General features: G+C 39.5%; 17 protein-coding genes and 4 tRNA genes. 9 read left to right on the top strand and 12 right to left on the bottom strand.

Annotated elements, in window-relative coordinates:
* The first annotated feature begins 16 nt into the window (after positions 1-16).
* From ABZP31_RS05050 to ABZP31_RS05065, 4 genes are all read left to right on the top strand, one after another.
* Positions 17-101: transfer RNA gene (locus ABZP31_RS05050), tRNA-Leu, on the top strand.
* A gap of 62 nt (positions 102-163) precedes the next feature.
* A tRNA-Trp gene (locus tag ABZP31_RS05055) sits at positions 164-237 on the top strand.
* 29 nt (positions 238-266) lie between these two features.
* A tRNA-Leu gene (locus tag ABZP31_RS05060) sits at positions 267-351 on the top strand.
* Between the two features lie 15 nt (positions 352-366).
* Positions 367-451, top strand: a tRNA-Leu gene (locus tag ABZP31_RS05065).
* A gap of 143 nt (positions 452-594) precedes the next feature.
* Here ABZP31_RS05065 and ABZP31_RS05070 read toward each other — a convergent pair.
* The 9 genes from ABZP31_RS05070 to ABZP31_RS05110 all read right to left on the bottom strand — a co-directional run bounded on the left by ABZP31_RS05070 (position 595) and on the right by ABZP31_RS05110 (position 9011).
* The gene (locus ABZP31_RS05070) at positions 595-798 is read right to left on the bottom strand and encodes a hypothetical protein (protein WP_005014876.1); all 204 of its coding nucleotides are present in this window, start codon (positions 796-798) and stop codon (positions 595-597) included.
* A 347-nt stretch (positions 799-1145) separates the two neighbouring features.
* The gene (gene gloB / locus ABZP31_RS05075; protein ID WP_017401265.1) at positions 1146-1877 is read right to left on the bottom strand and encodes a hydroxyacylglutathione hydrolase; all 732 of its coding nucleotides are present in this window, start codon (positions 1875-1877) and stop codon (positions 1146-1148) included.
* Between the two features lie 125 nt (positions 1878-2002).
* Positions 2003-3286 carry a phosphoribosylamine--glycine ligase gene (gene purD / locus ABZP31_RS05080; protein ID WP_034670104.1) on the bottom strand — a complete coding sequence of 428 codons (1284 nt, stop codon included), beginning with the start codon at positions 3284-3286 and terminating at the stop codon, positions 2003-2005.
* 145 nt (positions 3287-3431) lie between these two features.
* The gene (purH, locus tag ABZP31_RS05085; protein WP_005405101.1) at positions 3432-5006 is read right to left on the bottom strand and encodes a bifunctional phosphoribosylaminoimidazolecarboxamide formyltransferase/IMP cyclohydrolase; all 1575 of its coding nucleotides are present in this window, start codon (positions 5004-5006) and stop codon (positions 3432-3434) included.
* A gap of 69 nt (positions 5007-5075) precedes the next feature.
* Positions 5076-5345, bottom strand: coding sequence for a DNA-binding transcriptional regulator Fis (fis, locus tag ABZP31_RS05090; protein ID WP_005014868.1), 270 nt, complete (start codon positions 5343-5345; stop codon positions 5076-5078).
* A 360-nt stretch (positions 5346-5705) separates the two neighbouring features.
* Positions 5706-6575: a DUF3426 domain-containing protein gene (locus tag ABZP31_RS05095; RefSeq protein WP_005014863.1), complete on the bottom strand. Its 870-nt coding sequence runs from the start codon at positions 6573-6575 to the stop codon at positions 5706-5708.
* A gap of 16 nt (positions 6576-6591) precedes the next feature.
* Positions 6592-7494 carry a 50S ribosomal protein L11 methyltransferase gene (prmA, locus tag ABZP31_RS05100; protein ID WP_005014855.1) on the bottom strand — a complete coding sequence of 301 codons (903 nt, stop codon included), beginning with the start codon at positions 7492-7494 and terminating at the stop codon, positions 6592-6594.
* A 121-nt stretch (positions 7495-7615) separates the two neighbouring features.
* Positions 7616-8497, bottom strand: a complete 882-nt coding sequence (locus ABZP31_RS05105) for a bile acid:sodium symporter family protein (protein WP_005014854.1) — start codon at positions 8495-8497, stop codon at positions 7616-7618.
* Between the two features lie 166 nt (positions 8498-8663).
* A complete protein-coding gene (locus ABZP31_RS05110; protein WP_005014853.1) occupies positions 8664-9011 on the bottom strand; it encodes a hypothetical protein in 348 nt (115 codons plus the stop codon).
* A gap of 252 nt (positions 9012-9263) precedes the next feature.
* On the opposite strand from ABZP31_RS05110, the gene mnmG reads away from it, so the two are divergent.
* Positions 9264-11144 carry a tRNA uridine-5-carboxymethylaminomethyl(34) synthesis enzyme MnmG gene (gene mnmG, locus ABZP31_RS05115; protein ID WP_005014852.1) on the top strand — a complete coding sequence of 627 codons (1881 nt, stop codon included), beginning with the start codon at positions 9264-9266 and terminating at the stop codon, positions 11142-11144.
* Between the two features lie 379 nt (positions 11145-11523).
* Here the strand turns inward: mnmG and ABZP31_RS05120 are convergent, their stop codons facing one another.
* Complete coding sequence (locus tag ABZP31_RS05120; protein WP_005014848.1) at positions 11524-12522, bottom strand: WYL domain-containing protein; 999 nt, start codon at positions 12520-12522, stop codon at positions 11524-11526.
* Positions 12523-12763: 241 nt separating this feature from the next.
* Here ABZP31_RS05120 and ABZP31_RS05125 point away from each other — a divergent pair, with 241 nt between their 5' ends.
* The 4 genes from ABZP31_RS05125 to ABZP31_RS05140 all read left to right on the top strand — a co-directional run bounded on the left by ABZP31_RS05125 (position 12764) and on the right by ABZP31_RS05140 (position 16496).
* Positions 12764-14350: a circularly permuted type 2 ATP-grasp protein gene (locus ABZP31_RS05125; RefSeq protein ID WP_005014847.1), complete on the top strand. Its 1587-nt coding sequence runs from the start codon at positions 12764-12766 to the stop codon at positions 14348-14350.
* A gap of 28 nt (positions 14351-14378) precedes the next feature.
* Positions 14379-14978, top strand: a complete 600-nt coding sequence (locus ABZP31_RS05130) for an alpha-E domain-containing protein (RefSeq protein WP_005014846.1) — start codon at positions 14379-14381, stop codon at positions 14976-14978.
* A gap of 306 nt (positions 14979-15284) precedes the next feature.
* Positions 15285-16019 carry a proteasome-type protease gene (locus tag ABZP31_RS05135; protein ID WP_005014845.1) on the top strand — a complete coding sequence of 245 codons (735 nt, stop codon included), beginning with the start codon at positions 15285-15287 and terminating at the stop codon, positions 16017-16019.
* Between the two features lie 54 nt (positions 16020-16073).
* The gene (locus ABZP31_RS05140) at positions 16074-16496 is read left to right on the top strand and encodes a BLUF domain-containing protein (protein ID WP_005404197.1); all 423 of its coding nucleotides are present in this window, start codon (positions 16074-16076) and stop codon (positions 16494-16496) included.
* Positions 16497-16511: 15 nt separating this feature from the next.
* Here ABZP31_RS05140 and alr read toward each other — a convergent pair whose 3' ends face one another.
* Both alr and dnaB read right to left on the bottom strand, forming a co-directional pair.
* Positions 16512-17582 carry an alanine racemase gene (gene alr / locus ABZP31_RS05145; protein ID WP_034686589.1) on the bottom strand — a complete coding sequence of 357 codons (1071 nt, stop codon included), beginning with the start codon at positions 17580-17582 and terminating at the stop codon, positions 16512-16514.
* A 685-nt stretch (positions 17583-18267) separates the two neighbouring features.
* Entirely contained in the window at positions 18268-19713 is a 1446-nt protein-coding gene (gene dnaB, locus ABZP31_RS05150; RefSeq protein WP_017401261.1) for a replicative DNA helicase, read from the bottom strand.
* Between the last annotated feature and the right edge of the window lie 39 nt (positions 19714-19752).

Here is a 19752-nt window from a genome sequence, read left to right on the forward strand (position 1 = left end):
AATATACACAGCCATCGGGGGCGTGGCGAAATTGGTAGACGCACTGGATTTAGGTTCCAGCGCCGCGAGGTGTAAGAGTTCGAGTCTCTTCGCCCCCACCATTTTAAAGATAATTATTTTCTTTAAAATTTATTCAGGTGAAAACCCTGAATACGCTTCAAATAGAGGATTGGTGTAATGGTAGCATGACGGTCTCCAAAACCGTTCGTCAAGGTTCGAATCCTTGATCCTCTGCCAATTATCTTTTGAGATAATTTTATATCATCGGGGGCGTGGCGAAATTGGTAGACGCACTGGATTTAGGTTCCAGCGCCGCGAGGTGTAAGAGTTCGAGTCTCTTCGCCCCCACCAATGATGATAGATAACGGGGATGTGGCGAAATTGGTAGACGCACTAGCTTCAGGTGCTAGCGCCGCGAGGTGTAGGAGTTCGAGTCTCCTCATCCCCACCAGATTCAAAAAGACCAGTATATTTAATACTGGTCTTTTTTTTATGGGAGAAATTATTGAAAACTTGAAAAAGTACCAGCTATTTAAAATTATATAAGCTGGCCTTTTAAATATTAATGCAAAAAATATAAATAAAATGATTCACTTAAGCTTTTAGATGATCTTCGAATTCTTCCCCGAGTTGCACAGCCAGAGAATTACCTGAAAGTTCACAAGTGACTAGGCCATATTGTTTTTTAAAACTGAATGTAAACCCACGGCCATCGGCCAGACTTTTAACTGAGTACCCCAATTTTTCTAACCAGATTTTGAAAGCTATTAAATTTTTTGCTTTGACAACTCTTTTCATCAGAGATCTCCTGCTTGACATATAAGTAAATTAATAAGGCTATTGCTTTATAATTTAAAGGGCAGATATATATCTTTTGGTGAGATAATATTATTTTAATTAATATAGAGTTGTAAAAATAATCAAATTTTACAGAAAATATTTTATTTAACTTATTGAATAAATTACTTTTAAACTAAATAGGCCTGTAGAAAAAACTTTAATCAGGTAATTGTAAAAAATAATGTCTAATTTAAGAAAAAATAATTATCTAGGCTGTTAAAAGCTATGTATAAATCAACCTCAAGACAGCTTGTTGAAAGGCTTATCCTTAGCAAGGATAAACCCAGTTCAAAATTATGAACCACTTAGAAATTATCTTTTAGTATGCGAATACGCGAAAACTCTTCTTCGCTCTCCACCCTTAAAAAAGGATTGGTTTCAAGTTCCAGTGCAATCGTAGTTGGAAGTGTGCATTGATGGGAGTCACGCATTTTTCTCACCTGCTCCACACGGCTATGTAGTGCCAGATTATCTGGTTCAACTGTCAGCGCAAATTCAGCATTGGAGAGTGTATATTCATGGGTACAATATACTTGTGTCCTTGGAGGTAAAGCGGCTAACCGGTTAAGTGAGTGATACATCTGTGCATATGTCCCTTCAAATACTCGCCCACACCCCATGGCAAATAAAGTATCACCACAAAATAAAATGTCTAGCTCATCAATAAAATAAACAATATGGCCCAAGGTGTGTCCCGGTACAGCTAAAATATCTACTTTTAAATGATTAAATTTAAAGTGATTCTCATGCTGTAAGGGACGAGAAATAAAGGGGATATGGCTAAGTTCTTCTCGTGGCCCATAGACTGGAATATTCCGCTCAGTAATCAGTTCAGGCACACCACCAATGTGATCCTTATGCCAATGAGTGAGCCAAATCTGTGATAATATGAGGTTATGGGTTTGACAGAACTCTTGTACGAGTTGAGCCTCAGTAGGATCAATTACAACTGCTTCCTTAGTTGAACTATCTTCAAGTATCCAGATATAATTCTGAAGCTGGTTTTTAACATCAATGCAATGCACTTTATATGTCATGTTTTTCCTAAACACTCAGATCTTTTTATTAGTATAACCAATCTCCAGAAAGAATTATGTGCTTATATTTTTCGACCAGAAAGAAAAAAGCCCGCCATTAGCGAGCTTAATTTATTGATAAAAAATTAGCTCTGTTCGCGTGCAATTGCACGATACCCAATATCTTTACGGTATTGAACGCCATCAAACGTTACTTTTTCACAAAACTCTAATGCTTTCGCTTGCGCTTCACCAATGGTGTTACCAAGTGCAGTTACGCAAAGTACACGACCGCCAGCAGTCACGATGTCACCATTTTCATTGGCTTTTGTACCTGCATGGAATACTTTGGCATCTGTCATTTCAGTGTTTAGACCAGAAATCACATCACCACTGCTTGAGGTTTCTGGATAGCCTTTAGACGCTAAAACGATACCAACCGTTTTACGCTCATCCCATTCAGCTTCTGAAGGCAAATTACCTTCAATACCTGCTTGAACTAAATCCACCAAAGATGATTTTAAACGCATCATAATTGGTTGCGTTTCAGGGTCGCCAAAACGACAGTTAAACTCGATTACTTTCGGTTGACCTTGTTCATCAATCATTAAGCCTGCATATAAGAAACCTGTATAAACATGACCGTCTTTTTTCATACCTTCAACGGTAGGACGCATCACTTCATTCATAGTTTTTTCAAATACGTCAGCAGTCACCACAGGCGCAGGAGAGTAAGCACCCATACCACCAGTGTTAGGACCTTGGTCTCCTTCAAAAATGCGTTTGTGATCCTGTGAAGTGGCCATTGGCAAGATGTTGTCACCATCGATCATACAAATGAAAGATGCTTCTTCACCCGAAAGGAATTCTTCGATCACAACACGAGAACCCGCATCACCAAATTTGTTACCAGCAAGCATGTCGTCAATCGCAGCAAATGCTTCTTCATTGGTCATCGCAACGATTACGCCTTTACCTGCAGCAAGGCCGTCAGCCTTGATCACAATTGGCGCGCCATTTTTCTCAACAAATGCTTTGGCAGCATCTACTTCAGTGAACACGTCATAGAAAGCAGTAGGGATGTTGTGGCGTTTAAGGAAGTGTTTTGCGAATGCTTTAGAGCCTTCTAGTTGTGCTGCAAATTTCGTTGGACCCCAAATTTTGATACCTGCAGCGCGGCAAGCATCGACTACGCCGTTTACAAGTGGTGCTTCAGGACCGACAACAATCAATTCAACCGCATTGTTTTTGGCAAAATCAATAATGGTAGGGTTGTCGAGAATGTCTAAAGCGACATTTTCACATTTATTTTCAGTTGCAGTACCTGCATTACCTGGCGCTACAAAAACTTTTGCAACTTGATCATCTTGTGCGATTTTCCACGCCAATGCATGTTCACGGCCGCCACTACCCAAAACTAAAATGTTCATCTTTAGAAAATTCCCTCGAAAATGAAATTCCACAAACCCAATGAGGTTCAAAATTATTTAATATCTTATAGCAAGATATTAAATAATCTACTGATGTAGCAAACCCTCCTTGTGAAAAGAAGGGTCTGGAATTTATACTTAAAAATTAGTGGCGGAAATGACGCATGCCAGTAAAGACCATGGCAATTCCATGTTCATCCGCAGCAGCAATCGTTTCTTCATCACGCATTGAACCGCCTGGCTGAATAATGCATTTGATACCTGCTTTGGCAGCATTGTCGATACCATCGCGGAACGGGAAAAATGCATCTGATGCCATGACTGCACCTTCAACTATAAGTCCTGCATGTTCCGCTTTGATTGCAGCAATACGAGCTGAGTTAACACGGCTCATTTGACCTGCGCCCACACCAATCGTTTGGCGGTTTTTAGCATACACAATCGCGTTAGATTTTACGTATTTCGCCACTTTCCAGGCAAAAATCAGATCATCGATTTCCTGTTCAGTTGGTGCACGTTTCGTCACAACTTTAAGATCATCTTTAGTGATCATGCCCAAGTCTTGATCTTGAACCAGCAAACCGCCATTTACACGTTTATAGTCAAGCTGTGGAGCACGTTCATCAATCGCAGGAAGCTCGCCACAAACCAGTACACGTACATTTTTCTTCGCACCAGTGACTTCAAGCACGCCTTCAGCAATACTTGGTGCAATGATCACTTCAACGAATTGACGGTCAACAATCGCCTGTGCAGTTTCGACGTCTAATTGACGGTTGAATGCAATGATGCCACCGAATGCAGATTCTGGATCCGTTGCGTATGCAAGGTCATACGCTGCTTTGATACCGTCTAGAGAAACTGCAACGCCACATGGATTCGCGTGTTTTACAATCACGCAAGCAGGTTTGGCAAATGATTTCACACATTCAAGTGCTGCATCAGTATCAGCAATATTATTATAAGATAATTCTTTACCTTGTAATTGTTTTGCAGTGGCAACAGAAGCTTCGGTTGCTGCTGGATCTATATAGAATGCAGCAGATTGATGCGGGTTTTCACCGTAACGTAAATCTTGAGCTTTATTTAACTGAGTATTGAACGTACGTGGGAATTTATCTGCTTGGCCTTCTTCTTTACCGACACGAGCGCCTAAGTAAGATGCAATCATACCGTCGTATTGTGCAGTATGTTCAAATGCTTTCACTGCCAGGTCAAAACGGGTTGCATAAGATAGGGACCCTTCAGCTTTAAGCTCAGCAATCACAGTTGCATAATCAGAAGCATTTACTACAATACCTACAGAGGCATGATTTTTTGCCGCAGCACGAACCATGGTAGGGCCACCGATGTCGATGTTCTCAATTGCATCTGCCAGTGAACAGTCAGGTTTTGCAACAGTAGCAGCAAATGGGTACAGGTTAACAACGACCAGATCAATCGGAGCAATATTGTGTTCTTGCATAACAGCTTCGTCTAGACCACGACGTGCAAGAATACCCCCATGAATTTTTGGATGCAGGGTTTTAACACGGCCATCCATCATTTCTGGAAAACCGGTATGCTCTGATACTTCAACCACAGCAATATTATTGTCTTTAAGTAGTTTGTAAGTACCACCAGTTGAAAGGATCTCCACTCCTAATGCAACAAGGTTTTGAGCAAAATCTACGATGCCCGTCTTATCAGAAACAGAGATTAAAGCGCGTTTAATAGTCATGATTTTTAAGTCTACAGATTAAAACAAATAGGCATAAAAAATGCCCACGAAGCGTGAGCATTTTATCATTTATTCACTCATCAAACCGTGAGCTTTCAACTTTTTACGTAAAGTACCACGGTTCAGTCCAAGAATCTCGGCGGCCCGTGTCTGGTTACCGCGAGTATATTCTAGAACTACAGATAAAAGAGGTTTCTCCATTTCTGCCAGCACCATGTCATATACCTGAGATGGTTGCTCACCTTGCAAAGACGCAAAGTAATGGCGAACCGCGCGATCTACATGGATGCGAAGTGCAACATCAGATTGTGCAGTAAAAATAGGAGATTTGCTATTCATGCGAGTTAATCCGAAAATCAAATATCACTTGGGTAAAGCGATAAATATGGTCTAGAAAAATGAAGCTCCGTCTTAGATCCTAAAAACGGAGCTCTAAAACTGGAAACAACTAGCTTGCCACAACTTCTCAAAATTGAGCAAAAAATAAGCGTAACAATAGTTGAAGTTTTGTTACAGTTACTTTTCAAAACAAAAAATCGGCTCCATGCGCTAAATTTATATAAAGCACATATTGCTTAACTGTATTTGTTGTGGATAAAAGCGAGAAGTATGTAAGGCTAAGCTTTCGTGGCGCGTATGATAACATTGTCTAAGAAAAAGTGAGCAAATTAACTGCAATTTTTTTTAATTTTTTTACAATTATGGACGGATTATTTCTAAATGGTAGTCATCAAAGTCTTTGCAGTCCACTGGAACCGTAAATTTGAACTTAAATGGACTATGCGTTGGTATACGGCGAACTTTATATAAATCATTCGTGAGATACTGTTCAGGGAGTATTACTGTATTAAGAATCTCTGCATTATGCTTATTAAGGCTAAGCTTGATACTTGGTATTTGAAGACTATTTTCATATTCATTCACTATTACACCAGAAAAAACTGTTTGTCCTTTACCGGCACGATTAACTTTAACTTTATCAATTTTAACCTGAGAATAATAATCTTCCAGTTTTTCACAAGTCAGTACGGTACACACCTGTTTAAATAACAGGTTAAAGAAGGGACTATCATTGATTATTTTAGGGTTAAACCAGAGTACCTGTAATATAAGCACCATAGCCAACAATACATTGATACTACCCCAGAGCAGATAATAAAATCTTGTACTTCTAGGGTGGGGAGCTTCTTTAAGTGCATTGCCCCCTGAAAGATGCAGGGCTGGAAGTGATAACGTGCTTTCATTATGAAAATAATTCAGATTGTTCAGATAAGTCAGCAGGTCAATATTTGAGTTCTCAATCTTGCGTTCAAAAATATCAAGAATATTTGCACTGGGCTCTGAACCAATTTTTTTACGTTCTCCAATATGGGTAGGTAAAGTACTTTTCTTTATTGCAGAGCCCCGTGTTTCAGAGGAAACAGCAGGCTGAACCAGATGAGTTAGCGCATTAAAATTGATAGAACATTTAGGACAACAGACCATACCCTGAGCAATTGTAAGCTGGGTTAATGTTACCTTATAGATAGTAGTACACTTGGGGCAGCGGGTCTGTTTGTCACTCATCATTAAGTGCTCTCTATTATTAGTACTGCTGACGTTTTCCTGAAATACGGCACCAGTTTTCTTCACGTTTCTCTACGTCCAGAATATCGAAGTATTCTGAATAAACGCCAGATACATCATTTACCTGTTCTTCAATCACGCCTGCCAGTGCAAACTCACCTTCGGACTTGATCAATGTTGAGAACTCAGAAGCTAATGCCATAAGAGGACCAGCAAGAATGTTTGCAACAAGTACATCGGCTTGCTGACCTTTAAAAACAGTATTAAATTCCTCGGGTAATCCCACATATAATCGTTCTAGTACGCCATTTAGCTCGGCATTCTGCTGGGTAGCCAGTACAGCTTGTGGATCAATATCAGTAGCGTAAACCTGTTTCGCCCCTAACAGTAAGGCAGCGACACCTAAAATTCCGGAGCCACAGCCATAGTCGATCACAACTTTATCTTTAAGATCTGTCTTACCGAGCCATTGCAGACACAAGAAAGTACTTGCATGATTTCCTGTACCAAAAGCCAAGCCTGGATCAAGCTTAATATTGACTGCACCGGTTTCTGGCGGCTCTAACCATTCAGGCACGATCCAGAATTTTTCACCAATCTGAATGGGCTCATAATAATCCATCCATGAGCGTTCCCAGACTTGGTCTTCAAGCTCTTCACTGCAAATAGATGCTTCAGGTAACTGGGCATGAATAAAGGCTTCAAGCTTTTCTGTATCAATCGGATCATTTTCATCATCCTGATAGATACCTGTGACAATAACTTTATTCCATAGCGGGGTTTCGCCTGGAAGCGGCTCAAGCAGGTCTTGGTTTTCTGCATCATCTAAGGTCACGCTGACTGCCCCTAATGACATCAGCAATGTTTCAGTCAAATCAACCTGGTCTTGATTAACAGTAATATGAATTTGTAACCACTTCACAAGAAATAACCCAATCTATGTTTATTAAAAGACTATTGTAGCCGATTCATGACTAAAGCCTAGTTAAACTCTGGTAAAAGTTAAAAAAGCTGAGCTGCGTCTGGGATGTATAGTGCCCTGATCAGGCTAACTCCTCTTGTAATTGAGGTTGAGGTGAATAACGATTAAGTAAGGTGCCAAAGATCGCAGCAAAAATATACATAATTAGTGAATAAACAACTGCTGGCATGGCAATGGTTGTACTTGACATAATCGTTAAGGCAATGGTCATAGCAAGCGTGCTGTTATGAATGCCAATTTCAAAAGCACAGGCTCGAGCTTGCGCACTGTTAATCCCAAAGAGGCGCGGTATAAAATAACCAATTAACAGACTTGCAAAACAGAACAGGGCAGTTGCTGCACCAATTTGCATGAGATAGTCAAGAATGTTATTACGCTCTTTAAACACCGCCACAATAATAATCAGAACAAGAAATATAACTGCAAATATACGTACTGGACGATTAAGTTTCTCGGCAATGCGAGGAGAAAAATGTCTCAATAACATGCCTAAACAGACCGGAACAATAATAATTAAAAAAACTTGAGCCACTTTGGAAAACTGTAAACCCACCTGTTGGCCATCAGTCATAAAATGCTGAATAGCCAGATTTACAATAAAGGGTAAGCTAAACGCTGCAACGACTGAGTTAATCGCAGTCAAGGTAATATTTAGGGCAATATCTCCCTTATAAAGGTAGCTGAACAAGTTTGCTGTTGGCCCGCCAGGGGAAGCCGCAAGTAACATCAAGCCTACCGCTAATGCAGGCGATAATGCCAATATTTTGCAAATAAAAAATGCAATACCTACTAGAATAAAAAGTTGACAGAATAATGCTAAAACTACAGCTTTCGGATGTTTTTTAATACGAGCAAAATCTTTAGGGGTGAGTTCGAGACCAAGCCCAGCCATGATAATTGCCAGAGCAATAGGCAAAAATATGGTAATCAATCCTGAATCCATTGTTATTCCTTTTTTATTGTTAATGTTATAAATCTAATTTTTATTCAGTTTAGCGAAGTTTACGAGAAATACAAATGAAAAACGGTCAATGAGCAAAAGCTTTTGACCGTTTAACTAAAAACAGCCTTTACATTTAATATGCTAAAGGCTGAATTTATAGACCAAATTAACGTGGATGTGGCGGAGTAAAGCCTAAAGCACATTTACCACTCATTTGTTTACCATTAATAGTTGCTGTAGCTGTACCACTTGCAGTTGTACAAGCATTATAAAGTTCTGGTTCGTCACCTATGAGGGAACTAGGATTGCCTGTAGGGAAGAACCGTGGTTCACAAGTACCATTCCAGATAATGCCACGATAAGCAAAACTTACCCAAGTGCCTTGGCTTTTGCCCTTACAGACTTGCTGATATTTTTGAGGATTATAGACTCGGTCAACTTTATCATTTGCGTTTGCAAAAGAGCTGACACATAAACCGCACAGGATACTAGATAACAATATTTTGGTTTTCATGGCATGTTTCCTTCTTAGTATAATCAAACTTAAGGATAAAAAATAATCAGAATAAAACAATTTTGATCTGGTAAGTTTTCATAAATTCTTGTGTACTTTTGAGGTAAATATGCAAATCTTAATTACATTTTTTAAAAATAAGCGAGGTAGAATGAAAATAGAGGAACTAAGGAAAAATCTTCTACTCACTACGTCAAAATAAAATTTCTGCTATAATATTCTGTCCCCTTTTTTAGACTTATATTTACCACTATGCATTATCCTAAAGTATACGATGTCATTGTTATCGGTGGCGGTCACGCGGGTACGGAAGCGGCGCTCGCTGCTGCACGTATGGGTCGACAGACCTTGCTCTTGACTCATAACATTGAGACTTTGGGGCAAATGAGCTGTAATCCGGCTATTGGTGGTATTGGTAAGTCACATCTGGTGCGTGAAATTGATGCCTTGGGCGGTGCAATGGCACTGGCAGCAGATAAAGGTGGTATACAGTTCCGTATTCTGAATTCGCGTAAAGGTGCTGCAGTACGAGCAACCCGTGCACAGGCAGACCGGATTCTTTATAAAGCAGCTATCCGTAATGTTCTGGAGAATCAGGCAAATCTGGATATCTTCCAACAGGCTGCTGATGACCTGATTGTAGAAGGCGATACTGTTAAAGGTGTCGTAACGCAAATGGGTATCCGCTTTGATACCAAGACAGTCGTGTTAACAACAGGTACTTTTTTGGGTGGTGTCATTCATGTTGGTCTGGAAAAATCAAGTGGTGGTCGGGCAGGTGATCCACCGTCAATTTCTCTAGCACATCGTTTACGTGAATTAAAATTGCCAGTAGGTCGTCTGAAAACAGGTACACCGCCACGTATTGATGCGCGTTCGGTTGATTTTTCTGTCATGACACCACAGCCGGGTGATTTTCCTTCTCCAACCATGTCTTTCATGGGTGATGCATCCATGCATCCTGAACAGGTAAACTGTTATATTACCCATACTAACGAGAAGACTCATGAGATCATTCGTGGCGGACTTGACCGTTCACCAATGTATACTGGTGTGATTGAAGGGGTAGGACCGCGTTATTGTCCGTCTATTGAAGACAAGATACACCGTTTTGCCGATAAAGATTCGCATCAGGTGTTTCTGGAGCCAGAGGGCTTGGATACTCATGAGCTGTATCCTAATGGAATTTCAACCTCTTTACCATTTGATGTGCAATTTGAGCTGGTCCGTTCAATTCGCGGTATGGAAAATGCCCACATTCTGCGTCCGGGCTACGCCATTGAATATGATTATTTTAATCCGCAAGCCTTAAAATTTACTTTAGAAACCAAAGCTATTAGTAACCTGTATTTTGCCGGACAGATTAATGGTACGACTGGCTATGAAGAAGCAGGTGCACAAGGTTTGCTTGCAGGTCTGAATGCTGCACGTCGTGCCTGGGAGCAGGAAGAGTGGACGCCTAAACGTGATCAGGCGTATATGGGAGTCTTGGTGGATGATCTCATTACTTTAGGAACTAAAGAGCCATACCGTATGTTTACCTCACGGGCGGAATATCGTCTGATGTTGCGTGAAGATAATGCTGACCAGCGTCTGACCCCAGTAGGTCGTGAAATGGGTCTCGTCGATGACGTGCGTTGGGCGGCATACTGTGAAAAAATGGAAGCTGTTGAGCGTGAAACGTCCCGTTTGCAGCACTTGTGGGCGGCGCCTAATAATCCGATGGGTAAAAAATTCGTTGAGATGACAGGGCAGGATTTAAGTAAGGAATCTAGTGCAATTGACCTGTTAAAACGTCCGAATGTAACTTTTGAGCAAATTGCTGAACTTACAGACTCTGAGGTTACTCAGCAGGTGGGTGATCAGATTGAGATTGCTGTAAAATACGCGGGCTATATCAATCGCCAGCATGAAGATGTTGCACAGATGAAACGTCTGGAAGAAACCCGGATTCCGGCTGATTTTAATTATGATGTAGTGTCTGGTCTTTCGCGTGAAATTACCCAGAAATTAAAAACTGTATTGCCTGAAACCTTGGCACAAGCCAGCCGTATTCCTGGTGTAACACCGGCAGCAGTACAACTGATTATGATTACGATCCGTAAAAATGCCCAGATAAAAAAGACAGCTTAACTGAAAAAAAGCCTGCTTAATGCAGGCTTCTTTATATATGTATTTCCGTAAATATTTTCAAAATAAATATTAAGATAAAAATTTAGAAAACTTAGCTAATCTATTTATTTCACAGTTCCTATATTGAATTGTTAAAGTACTCTTACACCCAAATAGAGGAGAGTTATTTTATGACAATACGCCGTATACGCTTTAATACTGACATGCTGGCTTGCCGATGTTAATAGCTGATTTAGATAGTATAAAAAACGGGTTTTCAAGTTTATATGGCTATAGCGTATGTAAAACTGGCCTTAATCTGGTTTAAAAGAATAATATTTTTTCTGTTATTTAAAATGATAATAAAAAGTCTCAGAGAGCTACAAATAGCTCTCTTTTTTTATTCTTCGGTTTCATACACCGCAGCAGCGACCTGTGCAGGTTCTATACGTAATAGCTTTTTACCAAAACTTCTTAACCACCAAACCAATTGTGATGTAAAGGGCACATGAGCACTAATTTCAACCACATGCTCCTCAAGTATACTAATGGTCTGATCTTTACTGAGCTGACTTTCGTAAAAACTTTGAGCGGTACTTTCTGACATTACCAGTTTCAGCTCAACTGTTTCAGTGGGCTTGTTATAATCTACACGAAAGCCTAAAGCGCCTGACTCGATATAGACATCAATATCAAAATCTACGGGATGTAATGATCTTGAGTTGAGTACTATGGCAGATTTAAAACGATGAAGAGCAAAGGTCTGTACTTCATTTTTATCATGACGGGTACAGATCAGATAAATGATGGCACCTTTTTGTACCAGCCCTAATGGATTTAAAATATAGGTTTTTTCTTCCGAATGATGCCCACGTGCTCGATAAACACATTCTATCTGTTTATCTTGCAATAACCCTTCATAAATTGCCTGTTGTGCCTGCCGGTCTACTACAGGTGGAATAAGCGGCTGGGTCGCAGGAACAATCCGGACCCGGTTAATCCATTGCCGCACATTGTTTTGGGTAGAAAGGCTGCGCCGGGCCAGATCAAACCATGGGTTCATTTCTTCAATTAAACTGGGTGGCAACAGATGTTTAAGGTGTTCTTCTACCATCATAAAAGTTACAGCCTGAGAGCTGGTCATATGCGGCAAGCTCTGAATAGGCGCATCTGAGCGCCAACGCCAGCCCTGAGGCACGGTTTTATTACTTTCAATCGGGAAGCGTTGCGAAATCTGGTTCAAGTCCCGCTGGATCGTTCTCAAGCTGATATCAATACCTTCACGCTCAAGAATCTCTTGAAGTTCTCGCGTGCCCATCCATTTGCCCGTAGACAGGCGGGAAAGGATTTGCCACTGACGATACAGACTATTAGAGGTTTCTTTTTCTTGTGAGGTCATAATCACTATAAAGCTGGAAAAGTTGAATGAGTTAAAAGAATTAAAGAATACTTGGCAGTATCACAATAAAAAAAGTTGCAAGTATTAGCAATAGCTTAACAGAAAAAATACGTACACATATCTCGAAACAAGTTGCTGCATTAATACCATTGAGAAATAACAAGGTTTCAGCAATAAATAAGCTCCAAGATGACAAAAACTGGCATCCAATTTGCTAGATATAACTTAAAGGGATCATCCAATGTTAAAAGATGAATGTGAAACGAGTTTAATGATCGAAAGTTATAACGACACATGTATCGAACATTTTAATAAAAATAAAAAGATTGTAGTAGCTAATAGCGAAGACAAATTCAAACAACAATGTAGTCATAACATGCCTCCAACAGCTTATTTATTTGACCAGCTCAAATCAAAATTTTTTAATGAAATGCTGGATGACCAAAATATTAGCGGTGAAGCATCTAAAAAAATTGAAGAATGGTTATGCATGCGCAGTCTGCCTGAACTTCTAAGTCTACAACAACAGGCAAAAGAATATTTTCTCTACGAGGGAATTACCTTTACCGTTTATGGAGATGCAGAAGGGACAGAACGGACAATTCCTTTTGATTTGATTCCTCGTGTTATTGCCAGACAGCAATGGGATAAGATTGCTCAAGGCTGTGTACAGCGTGCAAAGGCTCTTAATTTATTCTTAGATGATATTTACCATCATCAGCATATTTTAAAAGAGGGTTTGATACCTGCAGAGCAGATCTTGCAGCATGAAGCTTTCTTACCACAGATGATGAACTGCTCCTTAAAAGGCCAAGTCTATTCGCAGGTCAGCGGTATTGATATCGTACGTGATAGCAGTGGAAGCTTTTTTGTGCTTGAAGATAATCTGCGTACACCTTCGGGCGTATCCTATATGCTGGAAAGCCGAAAAATCAGTAAAAAACTGATGCCTGATCTATGTCGCAGTAAACAGCTTTATGAGATCAGTCACTATCCACTTTTACTTAAAAGCATTTTAGAAGAAAGCGCTGATGTAGATAATCCGCAAATTGTGATTATGACACCTGGCCGTTTCAATAGCGCCTACTATGAACATGCATTTCTGGCGCGAGAGATGGGTGTACCGCTGGTTACAAACAGGGATCTATATGTTGAAAATAATAAAGTCTATATGAAAACTATTCGGGGTCGTAAGAGAATTGATGTGATCTACCGGCGGCTTGATGATGCCTTTCTGGATCCGACGACGTTCCGTCCTGACAGCGCTTTGGGGGTGCCGGGCCTGATGTCTGCATATTTAAGCCAAAACGTTGTACTGGCTAATGCTCCAGGTACAGGAGTAGCAGATGATAAATCTGTCTACCCATACGTTACTCAAATGATTGAATACTATTTGGGTGAAAAAGCTATATTAAATAATGTGCCTACCTATCAGTGCCGTTATTTGCAGGATTTTGAATATGTCATGGATAACATGTCAAAACTGGTTATTAAGGAAGCTCAAGGTTCAGGCGGGTATGGAATGCTGATAGGTCCTCAAGCTTCAGCCAAGGAACTCAGAGAGTTTCGAGAAAAAGTCCGTATACAGCCTCATTTATATATTGCCCAGCCTACTTTAGATCTTTCTGTTTCACCAACCTTAGTGGAAGAGGGACTTGCGGAACGTCATATTGATCTTCGGCCATTTATTCTTAGTTCACCACAACGTACTGAAATTGTACCGGGTGGGCTAACTCGAGTAGCAATGCAAAAAGGGTCTTTAGTAGTAAATTCCTCACAGGGTGGAGGTATTAAAGACACTTGGGTGGTAGATACATTGCACTCCTGAACAATCGAATCGATAGAGGAAAAGTTAAATGATACTGTTAAGTTCGAATGCTTATAATATTTACTGGTTAGGTCGCTATCTGGCACGAACTCAATACCTATGTGGTCGTGTACCATTTAAAAATGATCAAGAAGCCGTTGAGTTTGCTCATGCTTTCTGTTTACCTGCCTATGATGCCTGTTCACTTAATGAATTGGTTTTTGACCCTGAACAACCCTATTCATTTAGCCAGCAATTTAAAACTGCTAAAGATAATATTCAGGAATTAAGAGGCTTGTTGAGTGCCAAGGCATATGCTGAATTAAATCAGCTGATTCGTCAGGCAAGTTCAAATGCCAGTTATTTATGTGATGTTGTAACAGACTGTACCGAAATTTTTGAATCTGAAGAACAGGATGTATTCCTGTTCTTCATGTTAGGACAAAAAATTGAAATCCTTGATACACAACTGCGTTTCAAGCAGAGTATTCAAGGTACTCTTAATGATCTTGATACCATCGTAATGATGCTACATAGTTTGGGCTGGGAAGCGGTAGAGCTGGCTTGGCAAGAATTAAAAGAACATCCGACACTGATTGCTTTTTATGCATTCAATGACCAATTGCAATATATGTTTGAATTGAGTTAATAAATTAAAGAGGTCAATTAATTAGTCTGAGAAAATCTATCTGAAAAAAATAAGAATGTCCGATTTGGTTACTTTATTTAATGTATTGAATGTTTCACTATACAATTCAAATAGAGAGCTATACATGACAATAGGTTTTTTTAATCAATAAATGCTATCGTTTTGGAAGAAGCTTTTATACAGTAAAGGTGTCGTGTATTAAATGATACAGGCAAAAATATATCAGCTTAACTGTAATGGATAACGATCAAATCATTGTTTTCATAATCAGCTATTTCATGTTGAAAGCAGAAAGGATTTTTTGAAATGACCTATTGTTGTGGACTTCGATTAAAAGATGGGCTGGTGTTTATAAGTGACACGCGAACCAATGCAGGAGTAGATCATATTTCTGTATTCAAAAAATTATTCAGCTTCGGTGTAGAAGGTGAACGTTTCATTGTGATACAGACTTCTGGAAATCTGGCTACTACTCAAGCAGTGATTGGTCACTTAAAAAATCATCTGGCTCTGGACCAGAAACCCCATCTTTATAGTGTCAATACTATGTTCGAAGTGGCAGAGCTAATAGGACACACCTTAAAACGGGTAATTGCAGATGTGACTACTGACCCTGATGAAGAGAGCAACTACTATTGTAATCTACTGGTCGGTGGACAGATTAAAGGTTCGGCAATGCAGCTTTACCATATTTATCCTCAGGGAAATTTCATTTGCGCTACAAGCGATACTCCTTACTTTCAGATAGGGGAAAGTAAATATGGTAAACCAATTCTGGACCGCGCATTATCTTATGATATGCCGCTGGATGAAGCATTTCGTTGCAGTCTGATTTCTTTTGATTCTACCTTACGTTCAAATGTCTCTGTGGGAATGCCACTAGACTCACTCGTTTACCGTAAAGACAGCTTACATATACCATTAGGTAAACGTATTTATAGTGAAGATCCGTATTTCGAACATATCAGCAAGCAATGGTCAGATGCTTTACGCCGAGGTTTACAAAACTTACCTAAACCGACAGATGACTACTGGTTATAAAATTTAAAAATAGTGGCATAATATATTTCAATTCATAAATATAAAGACTACAAAGTGATACAGTTATGTTATGCCAGCAAGACCACTTCGCCTTCTGATTATTTACTTATGGATTTAAGAGAAATTCTTTCAGAAGCCCAATCATTTAATGCTCTTAATAGTATTAACGGTGTGCTTTTCTATGCAGATCAGTACTTTTTCCAGTGCTTGGAAGGCGAGCGTGAGCAGGTGCTTGATCTGTTTGAAAGAATTAAAGAAGATCAGCGCCATCAGGAAATTATAGAGTTTGGTGTACATCCAATCAGCGAGCAGAATTTTGATGGATGGGCAATGAAATTTGTACGTCGTAATAGTGAAGTAAGCGAGTTTTTTCAAAAACTTGGTCATTTACATTTTAGTCCGACTAAACTTAACCAGCAGAATCTAAATGATTTTCTGCATATATTGACTAAAGCAAGACAAGAAACCCAAGCCTGAGCTTGGGTTTTTAGTTTACTTAAGTATGCGCTTTGGTCTGTTACTTAGCCGGCAAAGCAGTTCATAGCCAATAGTCCCATTAGCTTCGGCTACTTCATCGACCAGACGCTGTTTGCCCCAGAGCTCTACCTGTGTGCCTAAATTGACAGTCAAACCGCTTACATCCACTGCAATCATGTCCATAGAAACTCTTCCGATGACTGGCGCTGGCTTATTGTTAATCATGACATAATTTGGTTTTATAAAAGCACGTGGATAACCGTCACCATAACCAATAGATACGATAGCAATTTGCATATCTTGAGAGGCCACAAAAGTAGAGCCATAACCTACCGCTTCACCTGTCTGGATCTGATTTAATGCAATGATTGCTGCATCAAATGTCATCACCGGCTTCAAGTCAAGCTCATAAGCAGACTTATCAGCAAAAGGTGAAGCCCCATAAAGCATAATACCGGGACGCACATAATCAAAATTTAGCTCTGGCCATTTGAAAATCGCAGCAGAATTACAACAGGAGGCAAGTACAGGATCACAAGCCTCTTTAACCTGCAAGAATTGAGTTTTTTGTTGTTCATTCAGGGGATGATCAGCATCAGCATTTGCAAAATGCATGGCTAGCACACAGCTAAAGCCTTCAGCCTTTAAGGAGTTAATAATCTCGATAATCTCAGGAACTTTAAAACCTAAGCGGTTCATACCACTATTCAGTTTTACCCAGACTTTCAGATTTTTTGTAATATACTCTTCTTTACGGGCTTTTAACCAATCTAGTTGTGCTGATTGATGTATAACGCATTCAAGACCGTACTGAATAACGCTATCCATTTCCTCTTCAGAAAATATCCCTTCAATTAAGGTAATCGGTTGCTGATAACCTAATTTACGTATTTCCAGCGCCTCTTCTAGACAGGCAACACCAAAGTTATCCGTTGAACTTAAGGCTGCAAGACAGTCTTTGATTCCATGTCCGTAAGCATTGGCTTTAACCATACTAACGATTTTAGCAGTTGGGGCAAGTTGTTTAACACGGTTTAAATTATATTGCAGAGCCTGACTGTCAATATAAACTGTTGCTTGACGCACCCTGGTTACTCCTTGAGGGATTACAAATGCTGAGCTAATACAGTGAGTGCTGTATTAGTGAGTTGAATAGATATATTTAAAGACATCTGTTTAAAGATAATCAATAGCTGATCATATTGGTTATTATTGTATTCCTATCATTTAAAAATAGACATAAATACTAATTAATTTATTAAAGGCTAATCACAGAAGTGTTACTTATTTAGTGCTAATTTATATAATATGAGAGATTACTTGGGTAAAAATCTACTCACATCAGCTTATAGCCATAATATAGCGTGTAATAAAGATATTAGTTTATAGTGAGTATAGATTTATTTTATAAAATAACAGGTTAATCTATTATGTGCACAGTAGGGGAAAAGATTAAACGCTGATTTAAAGTACAAGCTGATTGTGGTAAGCCTGATAAAGATTTTAAGTCAGAAAGATTGGCTAGGTGAGTATAAGTAAATAGTAGCCCATAGAGCAGCGTCTAAAAAATTTTGCAGTTAATTATAATAAGCTCAGCAAATATTTGAGTAGGTTGTGAATTTATAAGAAGAATTAAATAGGTTTATCAAACAGAAAGTGCCTAAACTCATTAAAATTGCACAAAAATTGAAAGCTGCACTAGGGCTAGGGTTTAGCATAATAAGTGAAGCTGAATCCTTAACTTATACAGAAATTAAGGATTTTTAACTATCTATTCCTCATCATCAAACTGATTATAATATTCAGGAGAAAGATTACTAAAACGGGTATATTGGCCTTCAAAAGCTAGACGTACACTGCCAATTGGACCGTTACGTTGCTTTCCAATAATAATTTCAGCCGTGCCCGCTTCTTTAGATTCTTTGTTATATACTTCATCGCGATAAATAAACATAATCAAATCGGCATCTTGTTCAATTGCACCGGATTCGCGTAAGTCTGACATTACCGGACGTTTATTAGGTCTGTTTTCCAAAGAACGGTTAAGCTGTGACAGGGCAATAACCGGGCACTGCATCTCTTTAGCTAAAGCTTTTAAGCTTCGCGAAATTTCGGAAATCTCGCCGACACGGTTATCTCCCATGCCTGGAACTTTCATCAGTTGTAAATAATCGACCATGATACAGCCAAGTTTACCACCATGCTGTTTAGCTATTCGGCGTGCTCGTGCCCGTAATTCCGTTGGAGGCAGGGCAGAGGAGTCATCTATATACAAATGCTTTTCTTGTAACTGTAAAATAGTACCGGTGACTTTAGACCATTCATCCCCATCGAGCTTACCCGAACGTAAATGACCCTGATGCACCTTGCCGTATGATGAAATCAGACGCATAGCAATTGAGTCTGCGGGCATTTCCATAGAAAAAACCAGTGCAGGCAAATTACAGTTAAATAGGACACTTTCGACCAGATTCATGGCAAAAGTAGTTTTACCCATTGAAGGACGAGCTGCAACAATAATCAGATCACCAGACTGCATGCCGTAAGTCTTATTATCAAGCTCAATGAACCCGGTAGATAAACCTGTCAGGCTTCCTTCAAGTTTAGAAAGCTCATCAAGCTTGGTAATTACTTCAGCCGTAACCGTACTAATCGACTTGGGTCCAGAGTCTTTTTTATTGTTATTATGCTGCTCGGCAATAGAAAATATATTGGTTTCTGCTAGATCCAGAATCTCACTGACACTGCGACCTTTAGTGTCATAGGCATTTTGCAGAATTTCAGTGCTGATTTTAATCATGTTGCGTAGAGTCGCAAATTCTTTGATTTTAGTAGCGTAAGTTTCTAGGTTATAAAAACTAGATGGCGAATCTGCCATTAATTGCATTAAATACTCTTCACCGCCTACAGCATCAATCAGATTTTGTTTTAGCAGCCAGTCATTGACCAGTACTGCATCATAAGGCGAATTTTCCTGAGCAAGCTTTTCAATAGCCCTAAAAATATATTTATGGCGAGTAGCATAAAAATCATTTTCTTTTAAAACATCACTAACCTGTTCAAAAGATTCAGCAACAGTCATCAGCGCCGCAAGTACAGCCTGTTCAATCGCTAAATTATGCGGAGGCGTACGAAATTCTTTAAGCTGAGCTGTTTCAGTGGCTTTATTTTCCAGTAGTGTGGGATTAAGGATGGCCTTGGCACTTGCCTGTGACATATAAAGTCCTGATTTTTATAAAACAAAAAATGAAGAGAT

Source organism: Acinetobacter sp. FL, from assembly GCF_040744925.1.
Taxonomy (GTDB): domain Bacteria; phylum Pseudomonadota; class Gammaproteobacteria; order Pseudomonadales; family Moraxellaceae; genus Acinetobacter; species Acinetobacter radioresistens.